The 23,989-nt window shown below is 65.8% G+C and carries 24 protein-coding genes and 1 riboswitch; of the genes, 9 read left to right on the forward strand and 15 right to left on the reverse strand.

Going from position 1 to position 23,989, the window contains the following annotated elements; all coding sequences use genetic code 11:
- Positions 1-367 precede the first annotated feature (367 nt).
- The gene (locus tag EV667_RS12640) at positions 368-1,918 is read right to left on the reverse strand and encodes a TIR domain-containing protein (RefSeq protein ID WP_245516126.1); all 1,551 of its coding nucleotides are present in this window, start codon (positions 1,916-1,918) and stop codon (positions 368-370) included.
- An 83-nt stretch (positions 1,919-2,001) separates the two neighbouring features.
- Between EV667_RS12640 and EV667_RS22585 the strand changes: the two genes are divergently transcribed.
- Positions 2,002-2,178 (forward strand): hypothetical protein, encoded by a 177-nt coding sequence (locus EV667_RS22585; protein WP_165901609.1) that lies wholly within the window; start codon positions 2,002-2,004, stop codon positions 2,176-2,178.
- A gap of 18 nt (positions 2,179-2,196) precedes the next feature.
- Here EV667_RS22585 and EV667_RS12645 read toward each other — a convergent pair whose 3' ends face one another.
- Positions 2,197-2,907, reverse strand: coding sequence for a hypothetical protein (locus EV667_RS12645; RefSeq protein ID WP_131835692.1), 711 nt, complete (start codon positions 2,905-2,907; stop codon positions 2,197-2,199).
- Positions 2,904-4,241: a hypothetical protein gene (locus tag EV667_RS12650; RefSeq protein ID WP_131835693.1), complete on the reverse strand. Its 1,338-nt coding sequence runs from the start codon at positions 4,239-4,241 to the stop codon at positions 2,904-2,906. The genes EV667_RS12645 and EV667_RS12650 overlap by 4 nt, the downstream gene beginning before the upstream one ends.
- On the opposite strand from EV667_RS12650, the gene EV667_RS12655 reads away from it, so the two are divergent.
- On the forward strand, positions 4,225-5,061 hold the full coding sequence (locus EV667_RS12655; protein WP_131835694.1) for a LysR substrate-binding domain-containing protein: 837 nt from the start codon (positions 4,225-4,227) through the stop codon (positions 5,059-5,061). The two genes, EV667_RS12650 and EV667_RS12655, sit on opposite strands and share 17 nt — an antisense overlap.
- A gap of 122 nt (positions 5,062-5,183) precedes the next feature.
- Here EV667_RS12655 and EV667_RS12660 read toward each other — a convergent pair whose 3' ends face one another.
- From EV667_RS12660 to EV667_RS12675, 4 genes are read right to left on the reverse strand one after another with little or no spacing between them, the layout of a single operon-like run.
- Positions 5,184-5,840: a class I SAM-dependent methyltransferase gene (locus tag EV667_RS12660; protein ID WP_131835695.1), complete on the reverse strand. Its 657-nt coding sequence runs from the start codon at positions 5,838-5,840 to the stop codon at positions 5,184-5,186.
- A 28-nt stretch (positions 5,841-5,868) separates the two neighbouring features.
- Complete coding sequence (locus EV667_RS12665; RefSeq protein ID WP_131835696.1) at positions 5,869-6,651, reverse strand: ABC transporter ATP-binding protein; 783 nt, start codon at positions 6,649-6,651, stop codon at positions 5,869-5,871.
- A complete protein-coding gene (locus EV667_RS12670) occupies positions 6,648-7,685 on the reverse strand; it encodes a FecCD family ABC transporter permease (RefSeq protein WP_131835697.1) in 1,038 nt (345 codons plus the stop codon). The genes EV667_RS12665 and EV667_RS12670 overlap by 4 nt, the downstream gene beginning before the upstream one ends.
- Positions 7,682-8,731 (reverse strand): ABC transporter substrate-binding protein, encoded by a 1,050-nt coding sequence (locus EV667_RS12675; protein WP_131835698.1) that lies wholly within the window; start codon positions 8,729-8,731, stop codon positions 7,682-7,684. Before EV667_RS12675 ends, EV667_RS12670 begins: the two co-directional genes overlap by 4 nt.
- 109 nt (positions 8,732-8,840) lie before the next feature.
- A riboswitch (cobalamin riboswitch) is annotated at positions 8,841-9,060 on the reverse strand.
- Positions 9,061-9,506: 446 nt separating this feature from the next.
- Between EV667_RS12675 and EV667_RS12680 the strand changes: the two genes are divergently transcribed.
- The 3 genes from EV667_RS12680 to EV667_RS12690 all read left to right on the forward strand — a co-directional run bounded on the left by EV667_RS12680 (position 9,507) and on the right by EV667_RS12690 (position 12,216).
- Positions 9,507-11,213 carry a uracil-xanthine permease family protein gene (locus EV667_RS12680; RefSeq protein ID WP_131835699.1) on the forward strand — a complete coding sequence of 569 codons (1,707 nt, stop codon included), beginning with the start codon at positions 9,507-9,509 and terminating at the stop codon, positions 11,211-11,213.
- Between the two features lie 218 nt (positions 11,214-11,431).
- On the forward strand, positions 11,432-11,764 hold the full coding sequence (locus EV667_RS12685; RefSeq protein WP_131835700.1) for an STAS domain-containing protein: 333 nt from the start codon (positions 11,432-11,434) through the stop codon (positions 11,762-11,764).
- Between the two features lie 29 nt (positions 11,765-11,793).
- Complete coding sequence (locus EV667_RS12690) at positions 11,794-12,216, forward strand: ATP-binding protein (RefSeq protein ID WP_131835701.1); 423 nt, start codon at positions 11,794-11,796, stop codon at positions 12,214-12,216.
- A 15-nt stretch (positions 12,217-12,231) separates the two neighbouring features.
- On the opposite strand, the gene EV667_RS12695 is transcribed toward EV667_RS12690, so the two are convergent.
- The 4 genes from EV667_RS12695 to EV667_RS12710 form a co-directional block, all read right to left on the reverse strand.
- Positions 12,232-13,827, reverse strand: coding sequence for a Na/Pi cotransporter family protein (locus EV667_RS12695; RefSeq protein WP_131835702.1), 1,596 nt, complete (start codon positions 13,825-13,827; stop codon positions 12,232-12,234).
- 140 nt (positions 13,828-13,967) lie between these two features.
- On the reverse strand, positions 13,968-14,339 hold the full coding sequence (locus EV667_RS12700) for a response regulator (RefSeq protein ID WP_131835703.1): 372 nt from the start codon (positions 14,337-14,339) through the stop codon (positions 13,968-13,970).
- 9 nt (positions 14,340-14,348) lie between these two features.
- A complete protein-coding gene (locus tag EV667_RS12705; protein ID WP_131835704.1) occupies positions 14,349-16,640 on the reverse strand; it encodes a response regulator in 2,292 nt (763 codons plus the stop codon).
- Positions 16,641-16,658: 18 nt separating this feature from the next.
- Positions 16,659-17,837 (reverse strand): PP2C family protein-serine/threonine phosphatase, encoded by a 1,179-nt coding sequence (locus EV667_RS12710; RefSeq protein WP_131835705.1) that lies wholly within the window; start codon positions 17,835-17,837, stop codon positions 16,659-16,661.
- A 279-nt stretch (positions 17,838-18,116) separates the two neighbouring features.
- On the opposite strand from EV667_RS12710, the gene EV667_RS12715 reads away from it, so the two are divergent.
- Positions 18,117-18,359 (forward strand): hypothetical protein, encoded by a 243-nt coding sequence (locus EV667_RS12715; RefSeq protein WP_245516127.1) that lies wholly within the window; start codon positions 18,117-18,119, stop codon positions 18,357-18,359.
- Between the two features lie 81 nt (positions 18,360-18,440).
- Here EV667_RS12715 and thrS read toward each other — a convergent pair whose 3' ends face one another.
- Positions 18,441-20,402 carry a threonine--tRNA ligase gene (thrS, locus tag EV667_RS12720; RefSeq protein WP_131835706.1) on the reverse strand — a complete coding sequence of 654 codons (1,962 nt, stop codon included), beginning with the start codon at positions 20,400-20,402 and terminating at the stop codon, positions 18,441-18,443.
- A 53-nt stretch (positions 20,403-20,455) separates the two neighbouring features.
- Entirely contained in the window at positions 20,456-20,797 is a 342-nt protein-coding gene (gene yidD, locus EV667_RS12725; protein ID WP_131835707.1) for a membrane protein insertion efficiency factor YidD, read from the reverse strand.
- A 90-nt stretch (positions 20,798-20,887) separates the two neighbouring features.
- Between yidD and EV667_RS12730 the strand changes: the two genes are divergently transcribed.
- The gene (locus tag EV667_RS12730; RefSeq protein ID WP_131835708.1) at positions 20,888-21,358 is read left to right on the forward strand and encodes a hypothetical protein; all 471 of its coding nucleotides are present in this window, start codon (positions 20,888-20,890) and stop codon (positions 21,356-21,358) included.
- A gap of 143 nt (positions 21,359-21,501) precedes the next feature.
- On the opposite strand, the gene EV667_RS12735 is transcribed toward EV667_RS12730, so the two are convergent.
- On the reverse strand, positions 21,502-21,954 hold the full coding sequence (locus EV667_RS12735; RefSeq protein ID WP_131835709.1) for an iron-sulfur cluster assembly scaffold protein: 453 nt from the start codon (positions 21,952-21,954) through the stop codon (positions 21,502-21,504).
- 255 nt (positions 21,955-22,209) lie between these two features.
- Here EV667_RS12735 and folE point away from each other — a divergent pair, with 255 nt between their 5' ends.
- The gene (gene folE / locus EV667_RS12740; RefSeq protein ID WP_131835710.1) at positions 22,210-22,848 is read left to right on the forward strand and encodes a GTP cyclohydrolase I FolE; all 639 of its coding nucleotides are present in this window, start codon (positions 22,210-22,212) and stop codon (positions 22,846-22,848) included.
- 22 nt (positions 22,849-22,870) lie between these two features.
- Entirely contained in the window at positions 22,871-23,371 is a 501-nt protein-coding gene (gene hisI / locus EV667_RS12745; protein ID WP_131835711.1) for a phosphoribosyl-AMP cyclohydrolase, read from the forward strand.
- A gap of 69 nt (positions 23,372-23,440) precedes the next feature.
- Here hisI and EV667_RS12750 read toward each other — a convergent pair whose 3' ends face one another.
- Positions 23,441-23,872, reverse strand: coding sequence for a CBS domain-containing protein (locus tag EV667_RS12750; RefSeq protein WP_018391296.1), 432 nt, complete (start codon positions 23,870-23,872; stop codon positions 23,441-23,443).
- Positions 23,873-23,989: the final 117 nt, after the last annotated feature.

Raw genomic sequence — 23,989 nt, forward strand, 5'->3', positions numbered from 1 at the left:
CGCTGGAGCGGGCGGCGGGGTGACAATGTTGATGACGTCTGCTTGCCGCATTGCAAGTTGTGCGATATTCTATGGGCCTTGGTCTTCTATAGATCTCGATCCTAGGTGAGTGGTGCACACCTCACCTGAAGGCGTTGTCTAGGGCGTCGGGACCCCTAATCGCGAAACTCGCCAGTTCGCATCACCCTTCCGATTCTATGGACGCCAGGAGTTCGCGCATGAGTGCGCCAGATCCTGCGGTGATGCGAGACATTGCGCTGCTGCTCGCCGCACTTGCAGGCTTGATCAAGGCCATATGGCCTAACGGCATCTTCCGTTAGCCATTAGGCGCCAGGGGCTGCGGTGCGGCCTCTGGCGTCCGATCGCATCAAGTTATCTTGTCGACGAGCTTTAAAACGATCTCTTCATCAGCCTTCTTGCGCCAACCTTCGTCGCTGGGATTGAACGAGAACTTAATGCCCACGATATCCGAAGGAATGCCGACGAATTTTGTGTCGTCCAAGAATATGGGAATCACGGTTTCGTCAGCGACACGTGGGGCAAAGTTTTCTCGTTCGAACGTCGGCCAAATTTTCCTCTGATGATGCTCATCAAGAATACACACAACGTATCTGCTACGGTTCGTAAAAATTTCCGTGAAAATACTATGCCATGCCCTACCCAAGAAATTTGTCTCAAACATTTCGTCATAGAATACCGGAACATCTAGCGCTTCCAATTGGACAGCGATATGACTCGCCAGTTCACGATTCTCTCCGGCAAAAGAAAGTGCTATTTCGAATTCGTATTCGCTCGAATCATCACGAAAACCGCAATCTTTCCTAAGTCTCTCCCAATCTAAGTGCTGGATAAAATAAAAAAGGGCAGGATCATCGATCGAGAAATTTTTCGTTTCTTTATTGTAATAAAAGCTTCTAGCCACCATCGGCTTGGAATCCATTAGAATCGGCAGTCGCCTTTCTTTGATATTATTTATGCTACCCCTAATATCTGGATCCGAATTTGCTAGTTCATTAAGATCAACATTTGAAGAGCCATTCTGTCCTATGGCTTTCAACACCTTAAAATATGGCTGGTTGCTCGGCCTAAATCTCTTCCCCCTACAGAATTCTTTGACGGCAGGGTAGTGAGCCGAATATAGTTGCTCAACGACATCGCGACGTATGGTATTAATGTCAAAATCAATATCAACTATATGTTCCCTAGTTGATAAAATCCCAGCTTTAATACAAATCTCCTGACATAATTGCTGAGTTAGCCAATAATCACCACGAGATTCTTCGTATATTTGTTCAGATTGCAATATGTTGATATTTAATTTTACGCACCCAGTGGAAATAAGTTCCGATATTTCACTAAGACCGCCTGGCTGTATTCGATGGATGCCTATTCTTTTCGCTATATCTGGAACCAATTGAATCAAACTTGATCCTAATTGGTTAATTCCAACAATAATAAGCTTAGTAATATTCGTTACGTCTGAGCTTTCCGCGGACAGTTTCGATATGTCGATTAATGACTCTTGTAACGCCGCCGACAGTCTATGAAAATCATCAATAACATAACGGCCAGAAGGTCGATCTCGGGCTATCGATTCGATATTTGATACATCGACCGGATCTCGCGCTGTAAAATACACCGTTCCAAATGACTCTCCCAAGTCAGTCAGAATCTGTCTTATGCAAGTCGTCTTTCCGGTTCCTGATTGTCCTTCCAAAATAACTGGCTTTCCGGGCGTTCTAACGTCCACAAGAATCCGGTTGTAATTTGGCGGCCTTACAAAGGTGAAAGCAGGAACGCCCTCGGTGACAAAAACTTCTTCTACCAAAAGTGACATCGCGTCGTCTTTCCAACCGGGACAGCGGTGCGATCTTAGCAATTTCGGCGACTGTGTGTGAATATAGTCGATCCAGTCCACAACTGCTCTCCGCTCGCGTTCCGATCGTCGCCCGTGCGTGTCCGCCGCTTGCTCACCGTCGCGTAGCGGGTTAAGCCCCGCCCATGACCGAAAAATTGGAAGCCCTTCGCAGCCGCCTGCTGGCCGCCCAACGCGAACTCATCGTCGCGGCGGCAGAGGCGGGAGCGGTGCCACCGGACAACGCGCTACGCAAAATTGCCGACATGGAAGTGGCTCTCGCTGCTATCGAGGCGATGATCGACGAGGCGCGGCAGGGCTAGTCTCACCCGCGGTCGGCCCTATGCCGCGACGTGTTGCAATCCTGTGCGCCGAGGCCCCGGCACAATCTTCTCGCCCACCACGTCGTCCGGCCACTCATGAATGCGCTCGGTCACAACGCTTTCGGCGCGCAGGACGGTGTGGTCGACGTGTCCACCGATGCCATAGATCAGCGGCTGGCCGGGCAGTGCGACGGCCTTGAGCGGATTGCGCCGGAGCAGGTCGAAGAGCCGGGGTCCGTGCTCGGCCAAGCCATCGCATGCCCAGAACATCGGAAGGCCGGACTCGCGATATTCGCGCGGCGACGGATGCGGCGCGCCAAGCATTTCCGGCACCTCGTGAAGGCGGAAAGGCGCGATGTCACCAAACTCCGCTCCGCCGCCCTTATAGGTGTGAAAGTAGTAGAGCACGGGTCCATCGGTCTCGGAGATGCCGGCGATGACGCCGTCGAGCGCGGCCTGCTCCTGGCCCCTGTCGGCCCGGCTCTCGAGCCTGTCGGAGAACATCCGAAGGGCCTCGTCCACGGATCCTCGCCAGGAACACAGGTCGATCACCATGCCCATCAATTCGATGGTGGTGGTGCCGCCCCGGCCAGCGAAGGCCAGCGGCAAGGTGTCGGACGTCCAGACCTTGGTCCGAAATTCGATCACTACGCCATCATCGTCATAGATGGCGCCGTCAGTCAGTAGCTCGACGCGGTCAGCATAGGCCGCCGCAAAAAAGGCGCTCATCTCGCTGCTCCTGTAAAATTCGTGAGGGTGGCCACGTCACCAAAGAACCCACCGCCAGCCGTCCCCGGTGCGCTCAGTAGGCCGGTCAGAGCCTGCTGCAGGCCAATGTCGATAATCTTGTCGAGCACGCTGTTTAGGGCGTTGGACAGCGCGTCCGCTGCGCTCACGCCGTTGCGGATGTCGGAGACGAAACCGCCAAGGACGTCGTAGGCAGTGCCGCGGATCTCATCCATCGAGTCGACCAGGGCCGCCTGCGACGTTGCCTGCTTTTCCAAGGCGGCAGCCGCCTGGCCGGAGCGGGCGGCGAGCTCGTCGATCTTGGCGGCATAGGCAGGCGTCACCTCGATGCCCGCGCGCTGAAGCTCCAGCAACAGTTCTGTTTTAACACGCAACGCCTCCGCTGCCGCTGTCGTCATGCCGAGGGCCTGCTGTTCGGTCGCCATCTGCGTGATGCGCGCTTCGGCAGACAGGACGATCGAGTCATAGGCTTTGGCAAGCCGGTCCGCCGCGTCACCGGCGGGCGTCTTGACCTTGGACAGGTCGCCCATTCCGCCGGTCGGATTGATCGTTACGCGCTGCGGCCGGGCATCGAGTTGCGACTGCAAGCCAGCGGCTTCGGCCAGTCGCCGGTCGATACCCTCCTGCCCACCGCCGAAGACGAAGGCCGAAGACGACTTCCGCATGTTGTCAGCGGCAGCGGTCAGAAGGTCGATCCGACGCTGGAGCGTGCTGTTCGACTGCGCCTCGGTGGCGTTGAGCAGATCGACGAAGGTCCGCATTTCCGCCACGACGGAGACGATCGCGCCTTTGAGGTTAGTGCCGACGGTCGTGGACAGCTTCGCGAAGGCGCGGTCGATCTCGACGGCCCGCTGGATGAGCTCGGCGTCGATCACGTTGCCAGTGTCGCGAGCTTCTTGCCGCATCTTGGCAATATAACCAGAGCCCTGGTCGATCAGCCGAAGGAACTGCTCACCACCGCTGCCGCTGAAGAGCTCATCCGAGATGCGAATCTGGCTGGCCTTGTCGAGTCGGCCCAGCTTTTCGATGATCTCTTCGAACAGTGCCGACGGGTCCGCGAGCTTTTCCTTGAGATCAGCGGCATTATAGCCAAGACGCTGGAACGCTTCCGCAGCACTTCCGGCGCCGCTGACAACGAACTCATCCGCCCGAAGCTGAAGCTCCTTCAGCCCGTCGGCCATGGCATCCAGCCCGACCAGCGCACCTTGGGCCGCGTAACCAAGCTCTTGAAATTTCTCGACTTGGACGCCGGCTTTCTGCGCTTCGGCGTTCAATTGTGCCAGGTCTGAAGCGGCAGCCTTGGCGCCAGCAAACAAACCGCCGACGCCGAGGCCAGCAAGCCCAAGTTTCAGCCCGTCACCAATAACCGAAGCGGGCGGCGCCTATGTCGCCTCGGCACGGCGCGTTCTCGAGGATCTGACCGAGGCCGAACGCGCCGCATCGGGCGAATATCGCGCGCCCCGTGGCGAGCTTCTGATTACGGCCCCGATTATGTTCGGCAAGATGCATGTCGCGCCGATCGTCCACGACTTCCTCGGCGCCTATCCGGAAGTGACGGTCAGGCTCACACTGACCGACGGTGTCGTCGATCTCGTCGAATCGCATGTCGATGTCGCCGTGAGATTGGGTAAACTTCCCGACAGCACGCTTGTAGCCAGACGTGTGGGCGACGTGCGCTGGGTGGCATGCGCGAGCCCGGGCTACATAGCCCGTCGCGGCGCGCCCGCATCGCCCGACGAACTGGCCGATCACGAATGCATCGCCTTTGAAGGACTCCAGCTCTGGCGGGACTGGACCTTCGCAGGCCCGCGCGGCGAACAGACCGCAATCGTCCGTCCGCGCTATTCGGTGAACACCGCCGATGCCGTGATCGAGGGAGCCGCGGCGGGCATCGGAATTGCCTACATCATTTCCTATCAGGCCGCCGAAAGCGTTCGCGATGGCGTTCTCGTGCCGATCCTGCGCGAATGGGCGCCACCTCCCTTCCCCGTGCAGATCGTTCATGCGTCTCGCGCGCACCAGCCTTTGAAGCTCAGGGCCTTCCTGGATTTCGTGACTCCACGCCTACGCGAGCGCCTGTTCGCCATCGGGCAGGTGTTCGAGACAGATCAGGCTGCGGGGGGCATACCGGCCTGAGTATTTTCGGCAGGCTGCGGCACGGGCACTGAGCCGTTTCCGGCAAGCCGCAGCAGATGCGCGGAGGCAGGATTTCCACCCCCCATCCGCCCATCGCGCCCGCGCTGGCAGCGGTTCCGGGTTCAGGCCTTTTCGGCGCTCAGCACGAAGATGGGAACATCGCCGGGATAGGGCGAGGCTGGGAAAAGCTGCTGCCACGGGCGGATGGTCGCAAATCCCGCCTCCTCCAGCATCCGCCGCATCGCCGGCTCCGTGATCCCGTCATGCAGCGGCAGGCGGGCCGCGAGTTCCAGGGCATAGGTCGAGCGATATTGCGGGGCGACCGACCACAGGCCATCCGACACGACGAGCCGCCCGCCGGGGCGCAGCAGCCGATGAGCCGTGTGCAGCGCCTCCATCGGCTGTTCGAGCGTCCACAGGACATTGCGAAGCGTGACGATATCGGCGCAGGCGTCCGCGGCCGGGATATCGCGGATCAACGCGGTCTCGAACCCCGCCTCGACCCCTGCCGCGCGGGCGGCGGCACGGGCGGCCGCGACCATGCCGGGCGAGGCGTCGTACCCGCGCACCCGGTGGCCGAGGGCGGCGGCGATGAGCGCGCAGGCCCCGGTGCCGCTGCCGAGATCGACCACGTCGCGCGGGCCATCGGCCGCGAAGGCGGCCTCCAGCACCGCGTGCCAGAGCTCGGCCTGCGCGACATGCGAGGCGACACCGTCGAACAACGGCGCTCGGGCGCTCCAATGGGCGGTGACGGCGGCCTGAGCGTCAGCCCTGGTCATATGGGGTACCCCTTCCCTTCACGCATCGTCACGGGCGCGGACCCGGCTCATGATCGACGAGGTAGTCAATGTGGCGATGGCCGTTGGCGCCCACGCGGATCGTCACGTCCACACCGAACACCTCGCGGATGAGAGCGGGGGTGAGCACCTCCTCGGGAAGCCCTGCCGCCAGCAGCCGGCCGGCGGACAGCACGCCGATGCGGTCGCAGAACAGCGAGGCGAGGTTGAGATCGTGCAGCGCCACGATGCAGGTCACGCCGAGGCGGCGGACGAGGCCAAGGATGGAGAGCTGGTGCTGGATGTCGAGATGGTTGGTCGGCTCGTCGAGAATGAGCTCGCGCGGCTCCTGCGCCAGCGCCCGGGCGATGTGGACGCGTTGGCGCTCGCCGCCCGACAGCGTGTGCCAGTGCTGGTCATGCCGCCCCATCAGGCCGACGCGCTGCAAGGCGGCGTCGACGGCCTTCTCGTCCTCGGCGGTCCAGGAGGCGAAGGCGGCGCGATGCGGCGTTCGCCCCAGCCGTACCACGTCGCACACGGTCAGCTGGATGTCGGTGCTCGCCTGCTGCTCGACAAAGGCGAGGCGCCGGGCCAAGTCGCGGCGGCCGACGCCGGCGATGTCCTGCCCGTCCAGCGTCACCACCCCGCTCGCCACCCTACGCAGGCGGCAGAGCAGGCGCAGCAGGCTCGACTTGCCCGAACCGTTGGGGCCGATCAGCCCGAGCACGCGGCCCGGCTCCACCGCGAGGCTGACGCCGTCGACGATCAGCCGGCCGCCGGCTCCCCAGCGCACGTCATGGGTCGCGAGGGTCATGCCGGCCGCCTCGCGCGATAGAGAATGAACGCGAAGGCCGGCGCGCCGACCAGCGCGGTGACGATGCCGATCGGCAGGATCTGCTGCGGCACCAGGATGCGCGAGAGTACGTCGGCGAGGATCATGAACACGGCGCCAACGATCAGGCAGGCCGGCAGCAGCCGGGCATGAGAGGGGCCGACGAGGAAGCGGGCGGCATGGGGAATGACCAGCCCGACAAAGCCGACCGTGCCGACAATCGCGACCATGGTGGCGGTCAGCAGCGCCGTGGTGGCCAGCAGCACCAGCCGCACCCGCGTGACATGGATGCCGAGCGAGGCGGCGGCATCCGCGCCGAAGGCGAAGGCATCGAGCGCCTTGGCGTGCACCATGCAGACGAGGAAGCCGAGCAGCGCCACCGGCGCCGCCACCCACAAATCCGACCAGCGCACGCCGCCGAAATTGCCCAACAGCCAGAACATGACTCCGCGTGCTTGCTCGGCGCTGGCCATGGTGGTGACGATGGTGGCGGTCGCGGCGTTGAACAGCTGCGAGCCGGCGACGCCGGCGAGGATCACCCGGTCGCTGCCACCGCCCGCCCCGGCGGCGAGCAGCCCGACCATGACGAGCGCCGCAACCGAGCCGAGGAAGGCCCCGCCGGAGAGACCGAGCGTCGCCCCGCCAAAGCCGAGGATCATCACGCACACCGCCCCGGTGGAGGCGCCGGCCGAGACGCCGAGAATATAGGGCTCGGCCAGCGGGTTGCGCAGCAGCGCCTGCAGGATGGCGCCGGAAAGCGCGAGCGCGCCCCCGCACAGCGCCGCCATCAAGGCCCGGCTCAGCCGGTACTCGAAGATCACGCCCTGCTGGATGGCGCTCACGGGATAGCCGAGATCGAACAGCCCGTTGCCGAGCGCGCGAAAGGCGACATTGAGCGGGATCGGCATCTCGCCCACCGTCACCGCCAGCGCGATGGCGAAGGCCAGCGCGACGAGTGAAAGGCCGGCGAGAGCGATCCGCGCCGGCCAGTTCGGCCCGATGACGAGATGGCTCAATTGACCAGACCGAAGCCCTGCACCGCCTCGGCGATGGCCTCGATGCCCTCCACCGTGTCCATGCCCGGCCGGGTGGAGCCGACATCGACGATGATGATCCGGCTGTTCTTCACCGCCGATAGCTGGCTGGCGACGGGATCGGTCTTGAGGAAATTGAGCTTGGCCTCGATGTCGTCGGCGGGAAAGCGGCGGCGGTCCATCTTCACCAGCACCAGCACGTCGGGATCATTGGCGGCGATGGTCTCCCAGCCGACCAGCGGCCATTCCTCCTCGGTGGTGATGATATTGCGGGCGCCAAGCTGGGCCATCACATAGGCCGGCACGCCGTTCCTGCCGGCAAGGAAGGCATCGCCCTTGATGTCCTTGCTGGAGAACCACAGCGCCATGGAGACGTCCCTGCCCTTCAGCGTCGCGAGCGTGCGGGCGGCGGCCTCCTCGCGTGCCTTCAGGCTGGCGACCAGTGCCTCGGCGCGGTCGGAGACGTCGAAGATCGCGCCATATTCCAGGATGTTCCGGTAGAGCAGCTCGGTCGAATACATCTGCGTGCGAACGCCGTCGCCGGCCCCGGTATTGTCCTTGCCGACGCAATCGGTGGGCGAGACATAGACCGGCACCTTCACGCCGTCGAAACGGTCCCGCTTGCCGATGATGCCGTTCGGGCCGATGTGCCATTCGTACATGGCGACCACCAGGTCCGGCTCCTGCCCGACCACCGCCTCGAAGCTGGGATCATTGTCGGCGAGTCGCTTCACCCCTTCATTCACCGCCTCATAGGGCTTGGCGACCGGGCCGAACCAGAGCGCGGAGGCGACCACACGCTCGCCGAGGCCGAGCGCATAGAGAATTTCGGTCTGCGCCTGCCCGACGCTGACGACACGCTGCGGGGCGTGGTCGATCACCACCTGATGGCCGCAATTCTCCAGCGTCAGCGGGTAGGTCGTGCCGGCTAGCGCATTCCCGGCCATGCCGGCGCCGGCGAGAAGGCCGAGCGCCAGCGCGACGGTTCGGGCCGGCCTGCGGAGAGGATGGGAAATCGTGTTGAGCATTGTCACCGCTTCCTGAAAAAGGAAGACGGGAAGCGCAAAGGGAACCGGCGCCGGCAGGGCTCCCTCGAGCCCTTGCACGGCCGGCAACCTCCGGAGCACCCCGCCCGAAAGATTGGTCGCGATCAGGGCAGGTCTCCTGGCTCGCGGGTCGACGCTGGCTCCGCCCGGCCTTCCCAGCGCGCGGCCTGAGCCGTGGTGCCAGTGGACGATGGGCAGAGGGCTCGCCGCTTACAGTTGCGGGGGCAGCCTCGGCATTGGCGCGAACGCCTCACCGAATTCCCTCTTAGCTCCGGGCGGGGACCCGAAGAACCTTGATCGGCCGTGACCGTAACCGCTCGCAATCCGTCGTCAAGGGCAACAATTTGATACATTATATCAATAGCGGTCACAAGGGCTGTCTGCGAAGTGGCTGCGTGCCTGCGGGCCATGTCGGGTGTTGGGGAGGACAGGAGCGCTCCGCAGCCCGCGTGGTGCTGATGGCGGTTGATAGGGAGCGTCACGCCGCGTTGTGGGCGACGATCCGCAACGCCTCAGTGAAAGCCGACCTTGATGGGTGCCCCCCGCGACGCGGCTGCGCGCCAGCCGCATGCTCGCCCCTACTTCATCGTGGCCGAAAGTTGGCAGGCGGGTGACCTTGCCCGGCTCCCGGCGAAATCACATAGTTGCACAAACAGATTCTCCGTCCCTCGACAGCGGCGGCTGGAGAGCCTCGTTTCGGTTCCAGACGGGCGCAGCGGCGCCGGCCTCCATCACGTCTCTCAAGGGCACGCCCCCCATGCCGCGCAAGCCGTCGAACATCATCTACTCGGCCGACGAGACGCCACCGCTCGGCACGCAACTGGTCCTCGGCGTCCAGCACGCCACGCTGGCCCTGCTGTTCATCGTCTATCCCCTGGTCGCCGCCACCGAGGCCGGGCTGTCCTTCGACGACACGCAGATCTTCATCACCAGCTGCATCATCTTCATGGGGATAGCCACGCTGGTGGAATGCCTGCCCCGTTATGGGTCGGGCCTGCTGCTGGTGCAGATTCCCAATATGGCGCACCTGCCGCTGGCGGTGCAGTCGCTGGCCGCCGGCGGGCCGGCGCTCTATGCCGGCATGAGCCTGATCGCCGCCGTGTCGCAGCTCACCCTCTCGCGCTTCATCGGCGCCCTGCGGGCGGTGTTTCCGCCCGAGGTCTGCGGCGTCGCCGTCACCATGCTGGGCGTGGCGCTGGCCGATCCCGCCCTGCGCCGCGTCTTCGGCATCACCGGAGAAATCACCCCGGACCTCGACCTGCGCTACGCCATGGTCAGCGTGGTGACTCTGGTCATCATCATCGTGCTGGCCATCTTCTCGCGAGGCCTGCTTCGCCTGTTCGCGGTCGCCATCGGCGCCGGCGCGGGCTGGGCGCTCGCCGTCTATGTCGGCGTCGCGCCGCAGCCGGCGGAGAGCTTCGCCACACTGGCCTATATCGACCTGCCGCGCCTCGGCTTCCCCGGCCTCAGCTTCTTTTCCTGGGCGCTGATCCCGGCCGCCATCATCACCGGCATCATCTCGGCGGTCGACATGCTCGGCACCGTGGTGTCGATGCAGCGCATGGACGATGCCGACTGGCGCCGCGCCGATCTCGGCCAGGCCGGCCGCGCCATCCGCGCCAATACCATCGCCGACATGGGCACCGCCGTCACCGGCGGCTTCGCCAGCGCCTCATCCTCGGCCGCCATCGGCGTCGCCTTCGCCACCGGCACCACGGCGTGGCGCGTCGGCGCCATCTCCGGCATCCTCATGGTGCTGGCCGCCTTCTCGCCGCGACTTATCGGCCTGCTGACCATCATCCCCTCGTCGGTGATCGGCGCCATCCTTGTCTATGCCGCCGCCTTCCTCATCGTCGCCGGCATGGAACTCATCCTGTCCCGCCGCCTCAGCGACCGGCGCATCTTCACGGTCGGTCTCGCCATCCTCGCGGGCCTCGCCGTGGCGATCCTTCCCGAGCTTGTGCACATCACGCCGGAATGGATGCAGCCGATCCTCGAATCGCCGCTCTCGGTGGCCACGGCGGTCGCCATCATCCTCAACCTGATCTTCCGCATCGGCATCCGCCAGGAAGCCTCGCGCGACGTTACCGTGGAAGAGAACCCCTTCACCGTGGCGACGGAGTTTCTTGAGAACCAGGGCGATCTCTGGGGTGCGCGGCGCGATGTCGTCGCCATTGCCATCCCGGTCGTCGCCGAAGGTGTTGAGATGCTGCTGGACACCGGCGTCGCGCCGGGCAAGCTGGAAATGCGGGCCCATTTCGACGAGGAGAATTTCGACGTCAGCCTGATCTATGACGGCGAGCCGATCGCCATCCCCACCCACCGGCCCTCGCCGGAAGACCTCCTGGGCGACGCGCAGGCCGTGGCGCGCTTCGTCGGCTATATGCTGAGCAAGCGGGCGGACAAGCTGGTCCTCGGCACCGACGGCACGCACCAGAAGCTGACCCTGCGCTTCGAGCACTGATCCCGCCGGGGCGGCGCCTTGCCGGAGGCGCCTTTGCCGGGGGGCCTTGGCGGGAGCACCCGCCGGGCCAAGCGCTTGCGTGGCCCTGCCTTTGCCGATAATCCTTGCCTCTTCGCGCGCGTGGGCTGGCAGGCGATGGGCAGGGCGGCCACCCCGACGACGAAGCCAGATTCCGCCACCGAGCCAATTCACCGCCAGCCGAATTCGGGAGCCAGGCCTTGATTCATATCGACCGCATCGTCGCGGGCACCATCGTCGTCACCGCCGTCAAGGGACGGCTCGACAGCAGTTCCTCGCCGAAGCTGGAGGAATTCCTCGCCGGCGCTCCCCATGAAGGCAACATCCTGCTCGATTTCGCCGAGCTCACCTATATCAGTTCAGCCGGCCTGCGGGTCGTGCTCAAGGCGACCAAGCTGGTTCGCGGCGCCGGCGGCACGCTGGCGGTGTGCGGCCTCATCCCGCAGGTGCACGAGGTATTCGACGTCAGCGGCTTCTCCACGCTGATCCCCATCCATCCCAGCCGCGAGGCTGCCCTCGCCACCATGACCTGACAGTCCCGGCAAACACGGCGGAGCGGGCGATGACCGACACTGAGCTCGATCTGCGCCTGCCCAATGACCTGGCCGAGCTCGACGCCCTCAGTTCGCGGATCGAGGCCTTCATGGAGGCGGCCGGCATCGCCCCGACCCCGGCCTACCGCCTGCAACTGGCGGTCGACGAGTTCTTCAACAACGCCGTCGATTATGGCTACCCCGACGGCCGATCCGGCGAGATCGGCATCGAGGTGCGGCGGGTGGGCGACCAGTTGCATCTGGTCTTCAGCGACGATGGCAATCCGTTCGACCCGTTCGCCGCCCCGGCACCCGATCTGGAAGGGACGGTGGAGGAGCGGCGCATCGGCGGGCTCGGCGTGCACCTCGTCCGCACCCTCTGCGACAGCTTTGCCTATGCGCGCGAGAATGGCCGCAACGTGAAGCGCCTTACCTTCGCGCTGGCCGGCTGACCCTTCGGACCGTCGTCACTCGGCCTGCTGGGCGCGCTGCACCTGCGTCAAGCCGTTCACCAGCCGCCGCGCCAGCCACACGATCCGCTCGAACAGCACCGTCATGCGGAACAGCGCGTTCTGCTGCTCAGCGGTGAGCTCGCTGTGCGAGGAGAGGCGCTGGCGCAGATCCTCCATCAGCCGGTCGCGATGGCCGAGCAGGGCGAGCACCAGTTCCGGCTCCTCCGCCCCAAGGCTCTCGGCATGGTCGGCGACCGCGCCCAGCAGCAGGTGCAGCGCCTCGTTGAGTCGTTGCGCGGTCGGCACGGCGCGAGCGGCCTCGGCCTCTGCCGCGTAGTCGGCGAGCGCCTCGTGCAGCGCGCCGGTGTTGTTCGCCGCATCGTCGAGCAGCAGTGCCACCGCCACCTGGTCGCGCGCCAGCTGCGCGTCGAGCAGCGAGGCGAGATAGGCGCGGATGGCCTCGGTCAGGCTCGCGCCGGCGGCACGGAGCACGGCGGTGGAGGGGGCCGCGCGGTCGCCCTCCTCGCGCACATGCTCGATCATCTGCGGCAGCCGGGCGCTCAGGCGCGCCACCTCCCGCGTGGCGAGGTCCAGCGCCGCCTCGGTGTCGGACAGCGCCTCGCGCAGCAGAAAAGCCGGCTGGGAGAGCGTCTCCACCGCGTTCATCGGCAGCAGCCGCGCCACGGCGCGGCGGGTCGCTCCGTCCAGCAGGGCGGAAATCAGCGAACCGCCGATCTGCGCGGCGAGGAAGATCAGTGCCAGCTTGGCGCCGACATCCTGATTGTTCGGTTGAAGCAGCTCGCTCAGCAGATCGGGGCGCCAGGCGGCAAGAAGCGCGAGCGCCAGCAGCAGCAGCGACCCGCCGCCCTTCTGCACCACCTGAAGGGCAAACACGACCCGGCCCGGTCGCGTCTCTCCGGGGATCAGCACGGCGTTGTTGATCATGGCCGCCGCATTGGCGCCGGCGATCAGCGGCAGGGCCGCGCCGAAATCCAGCAGGCCGCCGCCCACCGCCGCCACCGCCAGCGCTGCCGCGACCGAGGAGGATTGCGCGGCCACAGAGAAGCCGGCACCGATCAGCGCCAGCAGCCAGGGATTCTGCACCGCCGATTCCCACCAGGGATGGCCCAGCAGCCCCTCGCGCATCGGCCCGACGGCGACGGAGACCAGATGCATGCCGAACAGCAGCAGCCCCGCCCCGAGGGCCGCTTCCAGCACGTTGCGCATGCGGTCGCCGCGCGCCAGGCGGAAATAGGTGACGAAGCCGACGACGCCGATGACCAGCCCGGCGGCGGTCGAGGTGTCGACGGCGACGATCAGCGGCAGCAGCGAGGTGCCGACATTCGACCAGCTCGGCGCCAGCAATGCCGGCCCGTCGGCCAGCACGCCGCCACGCACGAAGGAGACGACGATCCACGACACGGCGGTGGAGCTCTGGGTGATCATGCCGGCCAGCGTGCCGCTGATCGCAGCGCTGACATTGCCACGCAGCGCCCTCGCGAAGGCCGCACGCGCCCGCCGCCCGACAAGGGGCACCAGATTGGCGGAAAGACTGCGCACCCCGATGAAGAACAGCCCCAGCCCGCTGAACATGAGCGCGATGGTTGCCATAGGCCTACCTTGTCGTCGGATTGATCATCGAATGTGCGCGCGGAGAACCGTTGCCGCGTCACGAGGATTCGGCACGGGCGCAAGGCGCGGGCCGTTATGGAAACTTCGCATGACAGAACGGTGACGGCGGCCCGCCTGTCTCATTCCTGCAGGCCGAGCCGTGTCTTGATCTTCTCCAGCAGGCGCGGCAGTTCCACGGGCTTGGTATCGAAATCGTCGCATCCCGCCGCCATCGCCTGCTCGCGGTCCGAGGCCATGGCATGGGCGGTGAGGGCGATCACCGGAATCCCGGCCGTCTCCGGGTTCGCCTTCACCTGCCGCGTCGCTTCCCAGCCATCCAGCACCGGCAGGCTCATATCCATCAGGATCAGCGCCGGCTTTTCGGAGAGAGCAAGGTCCACCCCCTCCTGCCCGTTGACCGCGATCACCACCTCGAAACCGTTGCGGGCTAGCCTCCGCGAGAGCATGTCGCGGTTCATCTCATTGTCCTCGACGAGCAGAATTTTCGTCATCGCGCCCTCTCAATGGCCGTGGCTGGCGATCGTGCCGAGCGCCGCGCCGAGCGAGCCGATCGGCTGTGCGCCCTTGTTCAGGATCAGCAGCGTGTTGCGGGCGAGAAACTCGCGCTCGTCCTCGGTCAGTTCCTTGGCGGTGAGCACGACGATGGGCAGTTCCGCGAAGGCCTCCTGCGCCCGGACCTTTGTCAGGAACTCGAAGCCATCCATTTTCGGCATCATCAGGTCCAGCAGGACGAGGGCGGGCAGCGGGTGGGCGCCGAGCCATTCCAGAGCCTCCTCCCCGTTCGCCACCTCGGCGACGGGCAAGCCAACCCCCTCGATGGTCGTGCGCATGATGGCGCGCACCTGCTCGTCATCGTCGACCACGAGCACCACGCCATCCTCGTTGCCGGGCGCGAATTTGTGGATCAGGGCGATCAGCCGCTGCCGGTCGATCGGCTTGGTCATGTATTCCGAGGCACCGAGCGAATAGCCGAGATTGCGGTCGTCGACGATGGTCAGCATGATGACCGGGATATGCGCCAGCGCCGGCTCCGACTTCATGATGCCAAGCACTGACCAGCCGTCGATCTTCGGCATCATCACGTCCAGCGTCACGATATCCGGCGGCTCCTTGCGCATGATGTTCAGCGCCTCGACGCCATCGCGGGCATGGCGCAGAACATAGCCCTCCTTGCCGAGCGTGGCGGTGAGCACGTCATGCACCGCCGGGTCGTCGTCCACCACCAGCACGGTGATCGCCCCGGGGGCGGCCGGCGCGCCGGGATCGTCGATGTCGTCCTCGTCCGGCTGGGCGCCGGCCACCCGCGCTTCCACCGGCAGCTCGATGGTGAAGGTGGAGCCCTTGCCCGGCTCGCTCGCCACCGAAATGCCGCCGCCGAGCATGGCGGCGAAATGCTTGGTGATGGTGAGGCCGAGCCCGGTGCCGCCGAAATTGCGGGTGGTGGAGGAATCCGCCTGGGTAAACGCCTGGAACAGGCGGCCCATCTGCTCCTCGCTCATGCCGATGCCGCTGTCGCAGACGTCGAAGCGCACGGCACCCGCGCCGTCCGGCAGCGTCTCGCGGGCGATGCGCAGCGTCACCGTGCCGTCCTTGGTGAACTTGGCGGCGTTGCTCAGGAGGTTGATCAGGCTCTGTTTCAGCTTGGTAACGTCAGTGCGCAGCGTGCCGATCTCCACCGGGCAGTCGATGACGAAGCGGTTGCCGTTCTTCTGCATCATCGGCCCGACGATGGTCTTCACCTCCTCGACCATGCGGCTCAGGAACACCTGTTCCAGATAGACATCCATCCGCCCGGCCTCGATCTTGGAAAGGTCGAGAATGTCGTTGATCAGCCCCAGCAGGTGCTTGCCCGCCGCCTGGATCTTGTCGAGATCGGCCACCATGGCGCTGTCGCCGGCATCGGCGGCGTCCTCGGAGAGAATTTCGCTGTAGCCGATGATGGCGTTGAGCGGCGTGCGCAGCTCATGGCTCATATTGGCCAGGAACGCCGACTTCACCCGGCTGGCCGATTCCGCCGCCTCCTTGGCCTCGCGCAGTTGCTGCTCCATGCGGACCCTGTCGCTGATGTCGACGAAGGTGGCGATCACCGCCGGGGTACCGCGAAATTCCAGATGCTCATGCGAGACCATGGTGCAGATGGCCGAGCCGTCGGCATGCGGCAGGTTGAACTCCTGCCGTTCGCTCGACGGCGTGGCGAGGATGTCCGCCAGTTCCTGCCCGCGCGTGGGGTCGGCGAAAAGATCGCGCAGCGCGCAGCCAATGAGCGCGCCGGCGTCGCGCCCGATCAGCCGGCCGAAGCAGCCATTGGAATGGCGCACGACCTTGTTCGCCATGTCCATGATGAGCAGGCCGATCGGCGCGGCGGTGTCGATGGCACGAAGCTGCTCCTCATCCTCGCGCAGCTTCATTTCGGCGAGCTTGCGCTCGGTGATATCGGTGTAGATGGCGATGAAGCCGCCACCCGGCACCGGGTCGCGCCGCACTTCGAGCACGGTGCCGTCCGGCCGCGTGCGCTCGAAACGGTGCGGCTTTTCCAGCTGGGCGAGGCGCTGGGCGAGCGCCGTCTCGATATCGACCTCGCCGAACTCGCCGCGCGCGCCGAGATAGCGGATATAGTCGGAAAAGGTGTGCTCGGTGCCGAGAAACTCCTCCGGCATGTCGAGATAGTCGCGGAACAGCTGGTTCCAGGTGACGAGACGGTGCCTGGCGTCGTACATGGCGACGCCCTGCGACATGTTCTCCAGCGTCGCGCGCAGCAGCGTCGCCTCGCTCACCCACTCGTCTTCCGTCATCCCATCTTCCCCTGATCGTCACGCCGCGCCGGGCGGGTCCAGCGTCAGCAGCAGCGCCGCCATGTCGTCAAAGGCCGGCAGCCCGGCCTCGAAGGCCCGCACTCCCGCCGCCAGACGCGGCAAGGGCGCCTTCTCCGCGCCAAGCGCGGCCAGAAAATCGCCTACCCGCTCCTCGCCGTAGAGCTCGCCGGCATGGTCATGCGCCTCGGTCAGCCCATCCGTCACCACCAGCAGCCGCTCGCCCGGAGCGAGGGTGACGGAAGCGGCGCGGAAGACGAAGTCCTCCACCACGCCGAGCGCCGGCCCGCCGGCGGCGGTGAGCCGCGACACCGAACCATCGACGGCGCGCAGATAGGGCGGCACATGGCCGGCGCGCACATAGGCGAGGGTGCCGGTGGCGATGTCCAGCACTGCCAGCAGCAGCGTCACGAACATGCAGGAGGCGTTGCCGCGCGCCAGCGCGTCGTTCACCAGACCCACCGCCCGCGCCGGATCGGCGAAGAGTTCGGCCGCGTCCGGCCGGGTGCCGAGCGAGCGGAACATGGAATGGGTGCGCGCCATCATCAGCGCCGCGCCCGCGCCCTTGTCGGAGACGTCGCCGATCACCAGCGCCATCTTGCCCTCGCCTGCGGGGAAATAGTCGACAAGGTCGCCGCCGACCTCCTTGGCCGGCTCCAGCAGCACGTCGATGGCAAGGCCGCGCCCGCCAACCAGCCCCGCGAAGGCCGGCGGCACCAGCGCGAGCTGCAGCGTGCGCGCTTCGATGAGTTCCGCGTGCTTGCGCTTCAGTTCATCGCGGGTGCGGTCGCGCAACCCCTTCTTCTCCAGCGTGGCGAGCACGCGGGCACGCAGCAGCGTCGGGTTGAAGGGCTTGAAGATGAAGTCGTCGGCGCCCAGCTCGATGCAGCGCACCACCGGCTCGATCTCGTTGAGCGCCGAGACCACGATGACCGGCAGATCGTTGATCCGCCCGTCGGCCCGCAGCCGGTCGAGCACGCCGAACCCGTCCAGTTCCGGCATCATGATGTCGAGCAGCACGAGGTCGTAGGGCTTCTGGTCGATCGCGGCCAATGCCTCGATGCCGTTGGCGGCCTCGTCGATATGGCTGAAGCCCAGCCGCTTGAGCCGGCGCATCAGCAGGTCGCGGTTCTCGGCGACATCGTCGACCACCAGAATCGACGCATTCTGGTCTGTCATGAGCGCGTTTCCACCGTCTTCCCGACCTCTGCCCGGACGCGGGCAGGCCGGACTATCCACACAATGCCCGCCCTTAGCAACGCCGCCGACGGCGCCAACCGACGACAAACTCTGCGTGTTCCGCCCTCCACCCCCCTGTCCCCTATTCGGGTAGGGCGGCAGGGTGGCAGGGTGGGCATGGCGGATCGCTGCACGACGCCCTACATGAAGGACATGGGAGGCGCACGTTCTGCAATGAAGAGAGTCCGAACGTTCCTTCTCGCAGGGACAGCGGCGCTTATGGCCAGCACCGCCTTCGCCCAGGTCACGACAAAGCCGAGCCCCTACATGCCAAAGCGCCCCAATGCGGTTCGCCCCAACAGCCAGAACCTGATGCAGGGCCCCTCCTATTGGACGCCCCAGCAGCGCCGGCTCAACGTGCCCGGCGCCACCAGCAATCCCAGCCTGCGGCGCGAGACCGAGCCCTACCCGCCCCCGCCGATCCCCACGCCCATCCGCCCGGCGGAAACACCGGAGAAATAAGGGAAAGCGCCCCTCATCCGTTCAACCCGCCGTCATGCGGAGCCGGCCAACGGCCGGCCGCGCAGTACGATGTTGCAGCCCTCAGTCCCGCAGCACGTCCGGCGGGGTCGCCTCCGCCACCAGCGAGGCCAGCGCCTCGTCCAGTGTCAACGTGGTCTGGTTGGGCGAGCCGAGGCGGCGGATGGAGACGGTGCGCTCCGCCGCTTCCTTGCGCCCGACCACGATCAGCGCCGGCACCTTGGCAAGCGAGTGCTCGCGCACCTTGTAGTTGATCTTCTCGTTGCGCAGGTCCTGCTCGACCCGCAGCCCGCGCTTCTTCGCCAGTGCAAGAATCTCCTGCGCGTAGTCGTCGCCCTCGGAGGTGATGGTCGCCACCACCGCCTGCACCGGCGCCAGCCAGAGCGGGAAATGGCCGGCGAAGTGCTCGATGAGAATGCCGGTGAAGCGCTCCATCGAGCCGCAAATGGCGCGGTGGATCATGACCGGCGTCTTCTTCGAGCCGTCCGCATCGACATAGAAGGCGCCGAAGCGCTCCGGCAGGTTGAAGTCGACCTGCGTGGTGCCGCACTGCCATTCGCGGCCGATCGCGTCGCGCAGCGTGTACTCGAACTTGGGGCCGTAGAAAGCGCCCTCGCCCGGCAGGATGCCGGTCTTGATCTTGCCGCCCGATTCCGCCTCGATCTGGGTCAGCACCCGGCCCATCACGTCCTCGGCGTGGTCCCACACCGCGTCCGACCCGACCCGCTTTTCCGGCCGGGTGGAGAGCTTGACCACGATCTCCTCGAAGCCGAAATCGGCATAGGTGGACAGGATCAGCTCGTTGATCTTCAGGCACTCCGCCGCCATCTGCTCCTCGGTGCAGAAGATGTGGGCGTCGTCCTGGGTGAAGCCGCGCACCCGCATCAGCCCGTGCAGCGCGCCGGAAGGCTCGTAGCGGTGCACATTGCCGAATTCGGCGAGGCGCATGGGCAGGTCGCGGTAGCTCTTCAGCCCGTGCTTGAAAATCTGCACATGGCCGGGGCAGTTCATCGGCTTGAGCGCGAAGACACGGTCATTGTCCTCGGTGTCGCCGGCGGACTGGACCTTAAACATGTTCTCCTTGTACCAGCCCCAGTGGCCGGAGGTCTCCCACAGCGACTTGTCGAGCACCTGCGGGGCGTTCACCTCGGCATAGTCGGCCGCCAAGCGCCGGCGCATATAGGACACGAGGTTCTGGAACAGGGTCCAGCCCTTCGCGTGCCAGAACACGACGCCCGGCCCTTCCTCCTGGAAGTGGAACAGGTCCATCTCCCGGCCGAGCCGGCGGTGGTCGCGCTTCTCCGCTTCCTCAAGCTGGAGGATATAGGCGTCGAGTTCCTCGCGGGTGCGCCAGGCCGTACCATAGATGCGGGTCAGCATCTGGTTGTTGCTGTCGCCGCGCCAATAGGCGCCGGCCACCTTCATCAGCTTGAAGGCGTCGCCCACCTTGCCGACACTCGGCATGTGCGGGCCACGGCAGAGGTCGAACCATTCGCCCTGCCGGTAGATTTTCAGCGACTGGTCGGCGGGAATGGCGTCCACCAGCTCGACCTTGAACGCCTCGCCCTTCTCCTTGAAGACGCGCTTGGTCTCCTCGCGCTCCCACACCTCCTTGGTGAAAGGCGCATCGCTGGCGATGATCTCGCGCATCTTCTTCTCGATGGCGGCGAAATCGTCCGGGGTGAACGGCTCGTTGCGGAAGAAGTCGTAATAGAACCCGTTCTCGATCACCGGGCCGATCGTCACCTGCGTGCCCGGCCACAGCGCCTGCACCGCCTCGGCCAGCACATGGGCGGCGTCATGGCGGATGAGTTCCAGCGCTTCGGGGCTCTCGCGGGTGACGAGCTCGAACTTCGCATCCGACGTGATGGGGTCGGAAAGGTCGCTCAGCACCCCGTCGAGCTTCATCGCCAGCGACTTCTTGGCCAGCGACTTGGCGATGGAGGCGGCGACCTCGGTGCCGGTGATGCCGGAGGCAAAGGCTCGGACGGCGCCATCGGGGAAGGTCAAATGGATTTCGGTCATCAGCTTTTCTCCTGCCCACTCCTGCGAACCACGCAGGTAGGCTCAACGGGTGGTCACGTGTCGCGCGCGCCCTCTGCCTTCGGGGTCCGCGCATAGCGCCACGGCATATACCACGTGGCTTTTGCCGGCAATTCGGGCGGTACCGGCTCGAAGCCCGACCCGCCCCAGGGCTGGCAGCGGCAGATGCGCCCCGCCGCCATCCAGCCGCCCGCCCAGGCGCCATGCCGGTCAATCGCCTCCTCGGCGAATTCCGAGCAGGTGGGGAGATAGCGGCACTGCCGCCCCATGAAAGCCGAGAAGGTGTAGCGATAGACCAGGATCGGCACCCGCAGCATCAGCCGGGGCAGCCGCGCCACGAGGGCGACAAGGCTGGTCTTTGCGTTCGGTTCGCGCATTCTCCGCCCCTAACCCGGAACCGTCCGGACTCGGCCGCGTTGCCCCTGTGGAGGGCCGGCACGGGTGCCGGCCGCCAGGGGGAGAGCGCGATGACGGCAATCAGATTCTGGATGATGGCGGCTCTGGCTGGAAGCCTCGCTGCCGCGAGCCCCGCGCTCTCTCAGCAGCCGCCCGCGCCGGAGACGCCCGCGCAACCAATGCCCGCCCCCGAACCGCCGGCAGCGGGGCATGTCCCGCCCGGCCCGGCCGGCGGCACCCAGCCCGAACCTTCCGCCGCCACGTCCCCGGAGGTCGACCCGGACATGCAGCGCGTCGCGGCCTGCAAGGCCGACGCGCTTGCCAAGCTCAAAAAGGCGTCGCCCTCGATCGAGGACATTTATATGGACGTGGACGGCCTCACCATCGCGCAGGCCGAAGGCAAGCTCGGCGACACGGCGGTCAAGGGCATCATCATGGGCGAGGCCTATATCCAACGCGACCGCTCCGATACCGCCAACCGCTTTCTCTGCCTCACCGGCGAGAAGGACGAAGTGCTGTTCACCTTCTTCACCGAACGCTGAGCCCCTGCTGGGAGTGAGGCCGCTCCAGAACGCACCGCCATCCCGGACGGCCGCCGGCCGATCCGGGATCGCCTGCAGCACGGCAGCGATCACGGCTCTCCGCTTCGCTTCGGCCGGGCTGACGGCCACCAGCGAAAAAGACCCTACTCCGCCGCCGCACGGGCAGCATCGCGGGCCTCGATCTGGCCGATCGCATCGACGACAGCGTCGAAGGTCAGCAGGGTCGAGGCGTGGCGCGCCTTGTAGTCGCGCACCGGCTCCAGCACGGCAAGTTCCGCCCAGCGCCCCTGTGGCGGCGGGCCGTTCTCCTTCAGCATGCGGCGCATCGCCTCGCGCACCTCGCGCAGTTCCTCCGTGGTGGCGCCGACGACGAGCGCGCCCATCACCGAGGAGGAAGCCTGCCCGAGGGCGCAGGCACGCACCTCATGGGCGAAATCCGTCACCACCCCTTCGCTCACGGCAAGATCGATGGTGACTGTGGAGCCGCAAAGCCGGGAATGCGCCGTTGCCGACGCATCGGGCGCGGCGAGCCGCCCGAGCCGTGGTATGTCGGCGGCCAGTTCCAGGATGCGGCGGTTATAGACGTCGTTCAGCATGCCGGTTCGATCCGTTCAAAGGCAGCGTTCATCCCCGCAAGGGCCACTCCCGCCCGCATTGCGGCCTGCCCGCACTGGCTTATATAGGTGTGGTGGGCGCCGGGCGAAAGCAACGCGCGCGATCTGCCTTCCAGCAGGCGCGCGGGGCGGCTAAGGTTGGTATGATGCTGATCCGTGGCGGGTATTGGCACGTAGGACGGATCTGACCGGGCACGCGACGGTGCCCGGCGGGAAATGCGTCGAACGGAGTTCGTCATGGATGCCGTGCTTAAATCACTGATGCGCAGCGCCCAGAGCGAGATGGAGGCGTCTGCCGCGCGCCGTCCGAGCCGCGAGGACGCTGAAGCTGCCGTTCGCACGCTGATCGCGTGGGCCGGCGACGACCCCGAGCGCGAGGGCCTGCTCGACACGCCCAAGCGTGTGGTGCGCGCCTATGAGGAACTGTACAGCGGCTACCGCGCGGCGCCGGAATCCATTCTCGACCGCACCTTCGGCGAGATCGGCAATTTCGACGACATGGTGATGGTGCGCGACATCGAGTTCCACTCCCATTGCGAGCACCACATGGTGCCTTTCGTCGGCAAGGCGCATATCGCCTATTTCCCGGTCGAGCGCGTGGTGGGCCTGTCGAAGATCGCCCGCATCGTCGACATCTTCGCCCGGCGCCTGCAGACGCAGGAGCACCTGACCTCGCAGATCATCACCGCGATGGACGAGATCCTGAAGCCGCGCGGCGTCGCCATTCTGATCGAGGCCGAGCATATGTGCATGGCCATGCGCGGCGTGCGCAAGCAGGGCGCCTCCACCGTCACCACCCAGTTCACCGGCGTGTTCCGCGACGACCCGCAGGAGCAGGTTCGCTTCATGAGCCTGCTGCGCGGCATGCGTCCGTGAGCGCGCGTCTGCGCAGGCTCCCGTGACCGATTCGTTCTTCGCCTCCCCCGGCAGCAAGGCCGAGATCGAGGAGGGTGAGCGCCTCTCCCCGAAATTCGACGCCGACGGCCTCGTCACCGCCGTCACCGTCGACGCCGATGACGGCACCGTGCTCATGGTCGCGCATATGGACGCGCGGGCGCTGGCACTGACCATCGAAACCGGCATTGCCCACTATTACAGCCGCTCGCGTGGCAAGCTGTGGAAGAAGGGCGAGGAGAGCGGCCACTTCCAGACGCTGGTCGAGCTACGCGTCGACTGCGACCAGGACGCCGTGGTGCTGCGCGTGCGCATGCCGGCCCTCGGCCCCGGCGTGCCCGGCGCCGCCTGCCACACCGGGCACCGCTCCTGCTTCTTCCGCTCCGTGCCGCTCGGCACGGCGCCGTCGCCGGAGCTGAAGCTCGCCGTCAACGATGAAGGCCGCCTGTTCGACCCTGCCAAGGTCTATGGCGCGCCGAAGAAGACCGACACGCCGCGCTTCTAGGGCCGGCGGCGGCCTTGGGCGTCATCCCGGCCGGCCGCCGCCCGGAGTGACGCCCCTCACAGGCAGGTCTCACGCCGAGAGGATGTATTCCCGCATGGCGTGGCTTTCGCGCTCCATTTCGGCGAGGCGCTGCTTCACCACGTCGCCGATGGAGATGATGCCGACCAGCTTGCCGCCCTGCACGACAGGCAGATGGCGGAAGCGCCCGGCGGTCATGTGCTCCATGATCTGGTGGACGGTCTCGTTGCCCTCGCAGGTGACGACCCGCGAGGTCATCACCGAGGCGACCGTGTCGTCGAGGCGGCCCGGCCCGTCCAGCCCGACCACGCGCACCACGTCGCGCTCCGACAGGATGCCGACCACCCGGCGCTCCGGGTCCGTCACCACGATGGCGCCGATACGCTTGGCGGCGAGAAGCTCCGTCGCTTCGCGCAGCGTCGCCTCTGGCGCGATCGTCTGAACGTCGAAGCCCTTTTCTTCAAGAATGGTCCGAACCGTCATGCAAGCCTCCTTCCCGGATTGTCCGGGCGGACGGATCACCCTGTGGTCCGCCACCCGTTCATTCGGCTTCTTCCCGCTGTGCGGGCGAGCCATGTCGGGAATGATCCGCTTTAACCC

Source organism: Ancylobacter aquaticus (assembly GCF_004339465.1).
Taxonomy (GTDB): Bacteria; Pseudomonadota; Alphaproteobacteria; order Rhizobiales; family Xanthobacteraceae; genus Ancylobacter; species Ancylobacter aquaticus.

What these genes read in the sequence shown, in the direction of transcription:
- EV667_RS12665 (WP_131835696.1), bottom strand. Translation starts at nt 6,651, where the DNA reads ATGACCCTCGCGACCCATGACGTGCGCTGGGGAGCCGGCGGCCGGCTG.
- EV667_RS12645 (WP_131835692.1), bottom strand. Translation starts at nt 2,907, where the DNA reads ATGAGCGCCTTTTTTGCGGCGGCCTATGCTGACCGCGTCGAGCTACTG.
- EV667_RS12700 (WP_131835703.1), bottom strand. Translation starts at nt 14,339, where the DNA reads ATGACGAAAATTCTGCTCGTCGAGGACAATGAGATGAACCGCGACATG.
- folE (WP_131835710.1), top strand. Translation starts at nt 22,210, where the DNA reads ATGGATGCCGTGCTTAAATCACTGATGCGCAGCGCCCAGAGCGAGATG.
- EV667_RS12705 (WP_131835704.1), bottom strand. Translation starts at nt 16,640, where the DNA reads ATGACGGAAGACGAGTGGGTGAGCGAGGCGACGCTGCTGCGCGCGACG.
- EV667_RS12735 (WP_131835709.1), bottom strand. Translation starts at nt 21,954, where the DNA reads ATGCTGAACGACGTCTATAACCGCCGCATCCTGGAACTGGCCGCCGAC.
- EV667_RS12715 (WP_245516127.1), top strand. Translation starts at nt 18,117, where the DNA reads ATGGCCAGCACCGCCTTCGCCCAGGTCACGACAAAGCCGAGCCCCTAC.
- EV667_RS12695 (WP_131835702.1), bottom strand. Translation starts at nt 13,827, where the DNA reads ATGGCAACCATCGCGCTCATGTTCAGCGGGCTGGGGCTGTTCTTCATC.
- yidD (WP_131835707.1), bottom strand. Translation starts at nt 20,797, where the DNA reads ATGCGCGAACCGAACGCAAAGACCAGCCTTGTCGCCCTCGTGGCGCGG.
- thrS (WP_131835706.1), bottom strand. Translation starts at nt 20,402, where the DNA reads ATGACCGAAATCCATTTGACCTTCCCCGATGGCGCCGTCCGAGCCTTT.
- EV667_RS12730 (WP_131835708.1), top strand. Translation starts at nt 20,888, where the DNA reads ATGACGGCAATCAGATTCTGGATGATGGCGGCTCTGGCTGGAAGCCTC.
- EV667_RS12660 (WP_131835695.1), bottom strand. Translation starts at nt 5,840, where the DNA reads ATGACCAGGGCTGACGCTCAGGCCGCCGTCACCGCCCATTGGAGCGCC.
- EV667_RS12690 (WP_131835701.1), top strand. Translation starts at nt 11,794, where the DNA reads ATGACCGACACTGAGCTCGATCTGCGCCTGCCCAATGACCTGGCCGAG.
- EV667_RS22585 (WP_165901609.1), top strand. Translation starts at nt 2,002, where the DNA reads ATGACCGAAAAATTGGAAGCCCTTCGCAGCCGCCTGCTGGCCGCCCAA.
- EV667_RS12680 (WP_131835699.1), top strand. Translation starts at nt 9,507, where the DNA reads ATGCCGCGCAAGCCGTCGAACATCATCTACTCGGCCGACGAGACGCCA.
- EV667_RS12675 (WP_131835698.1), bottom strand. Translation starts at nt 8,731, where the DNA reads ATGCTCAACACGATTTCCCATCCTCTCCGCAGGCCGGCCCGAACCGTC.
- EV667_RS12750 (WP_018391296.1), bottom strand. Translation starts at nt 23,872, where the DNA reads ATGACGGTTCGGACCATTCTTGAAGAAAAGGGCTTCGACGTTCAGACG.
- EV667_RS12710 (WP_131835705.1), bottom strand. Translation starts at nt 17,837, where the DNA reads ATGACAGACCAGAATGCGTCGATTCTGGTGGTCGACGATGTCGCCGAG.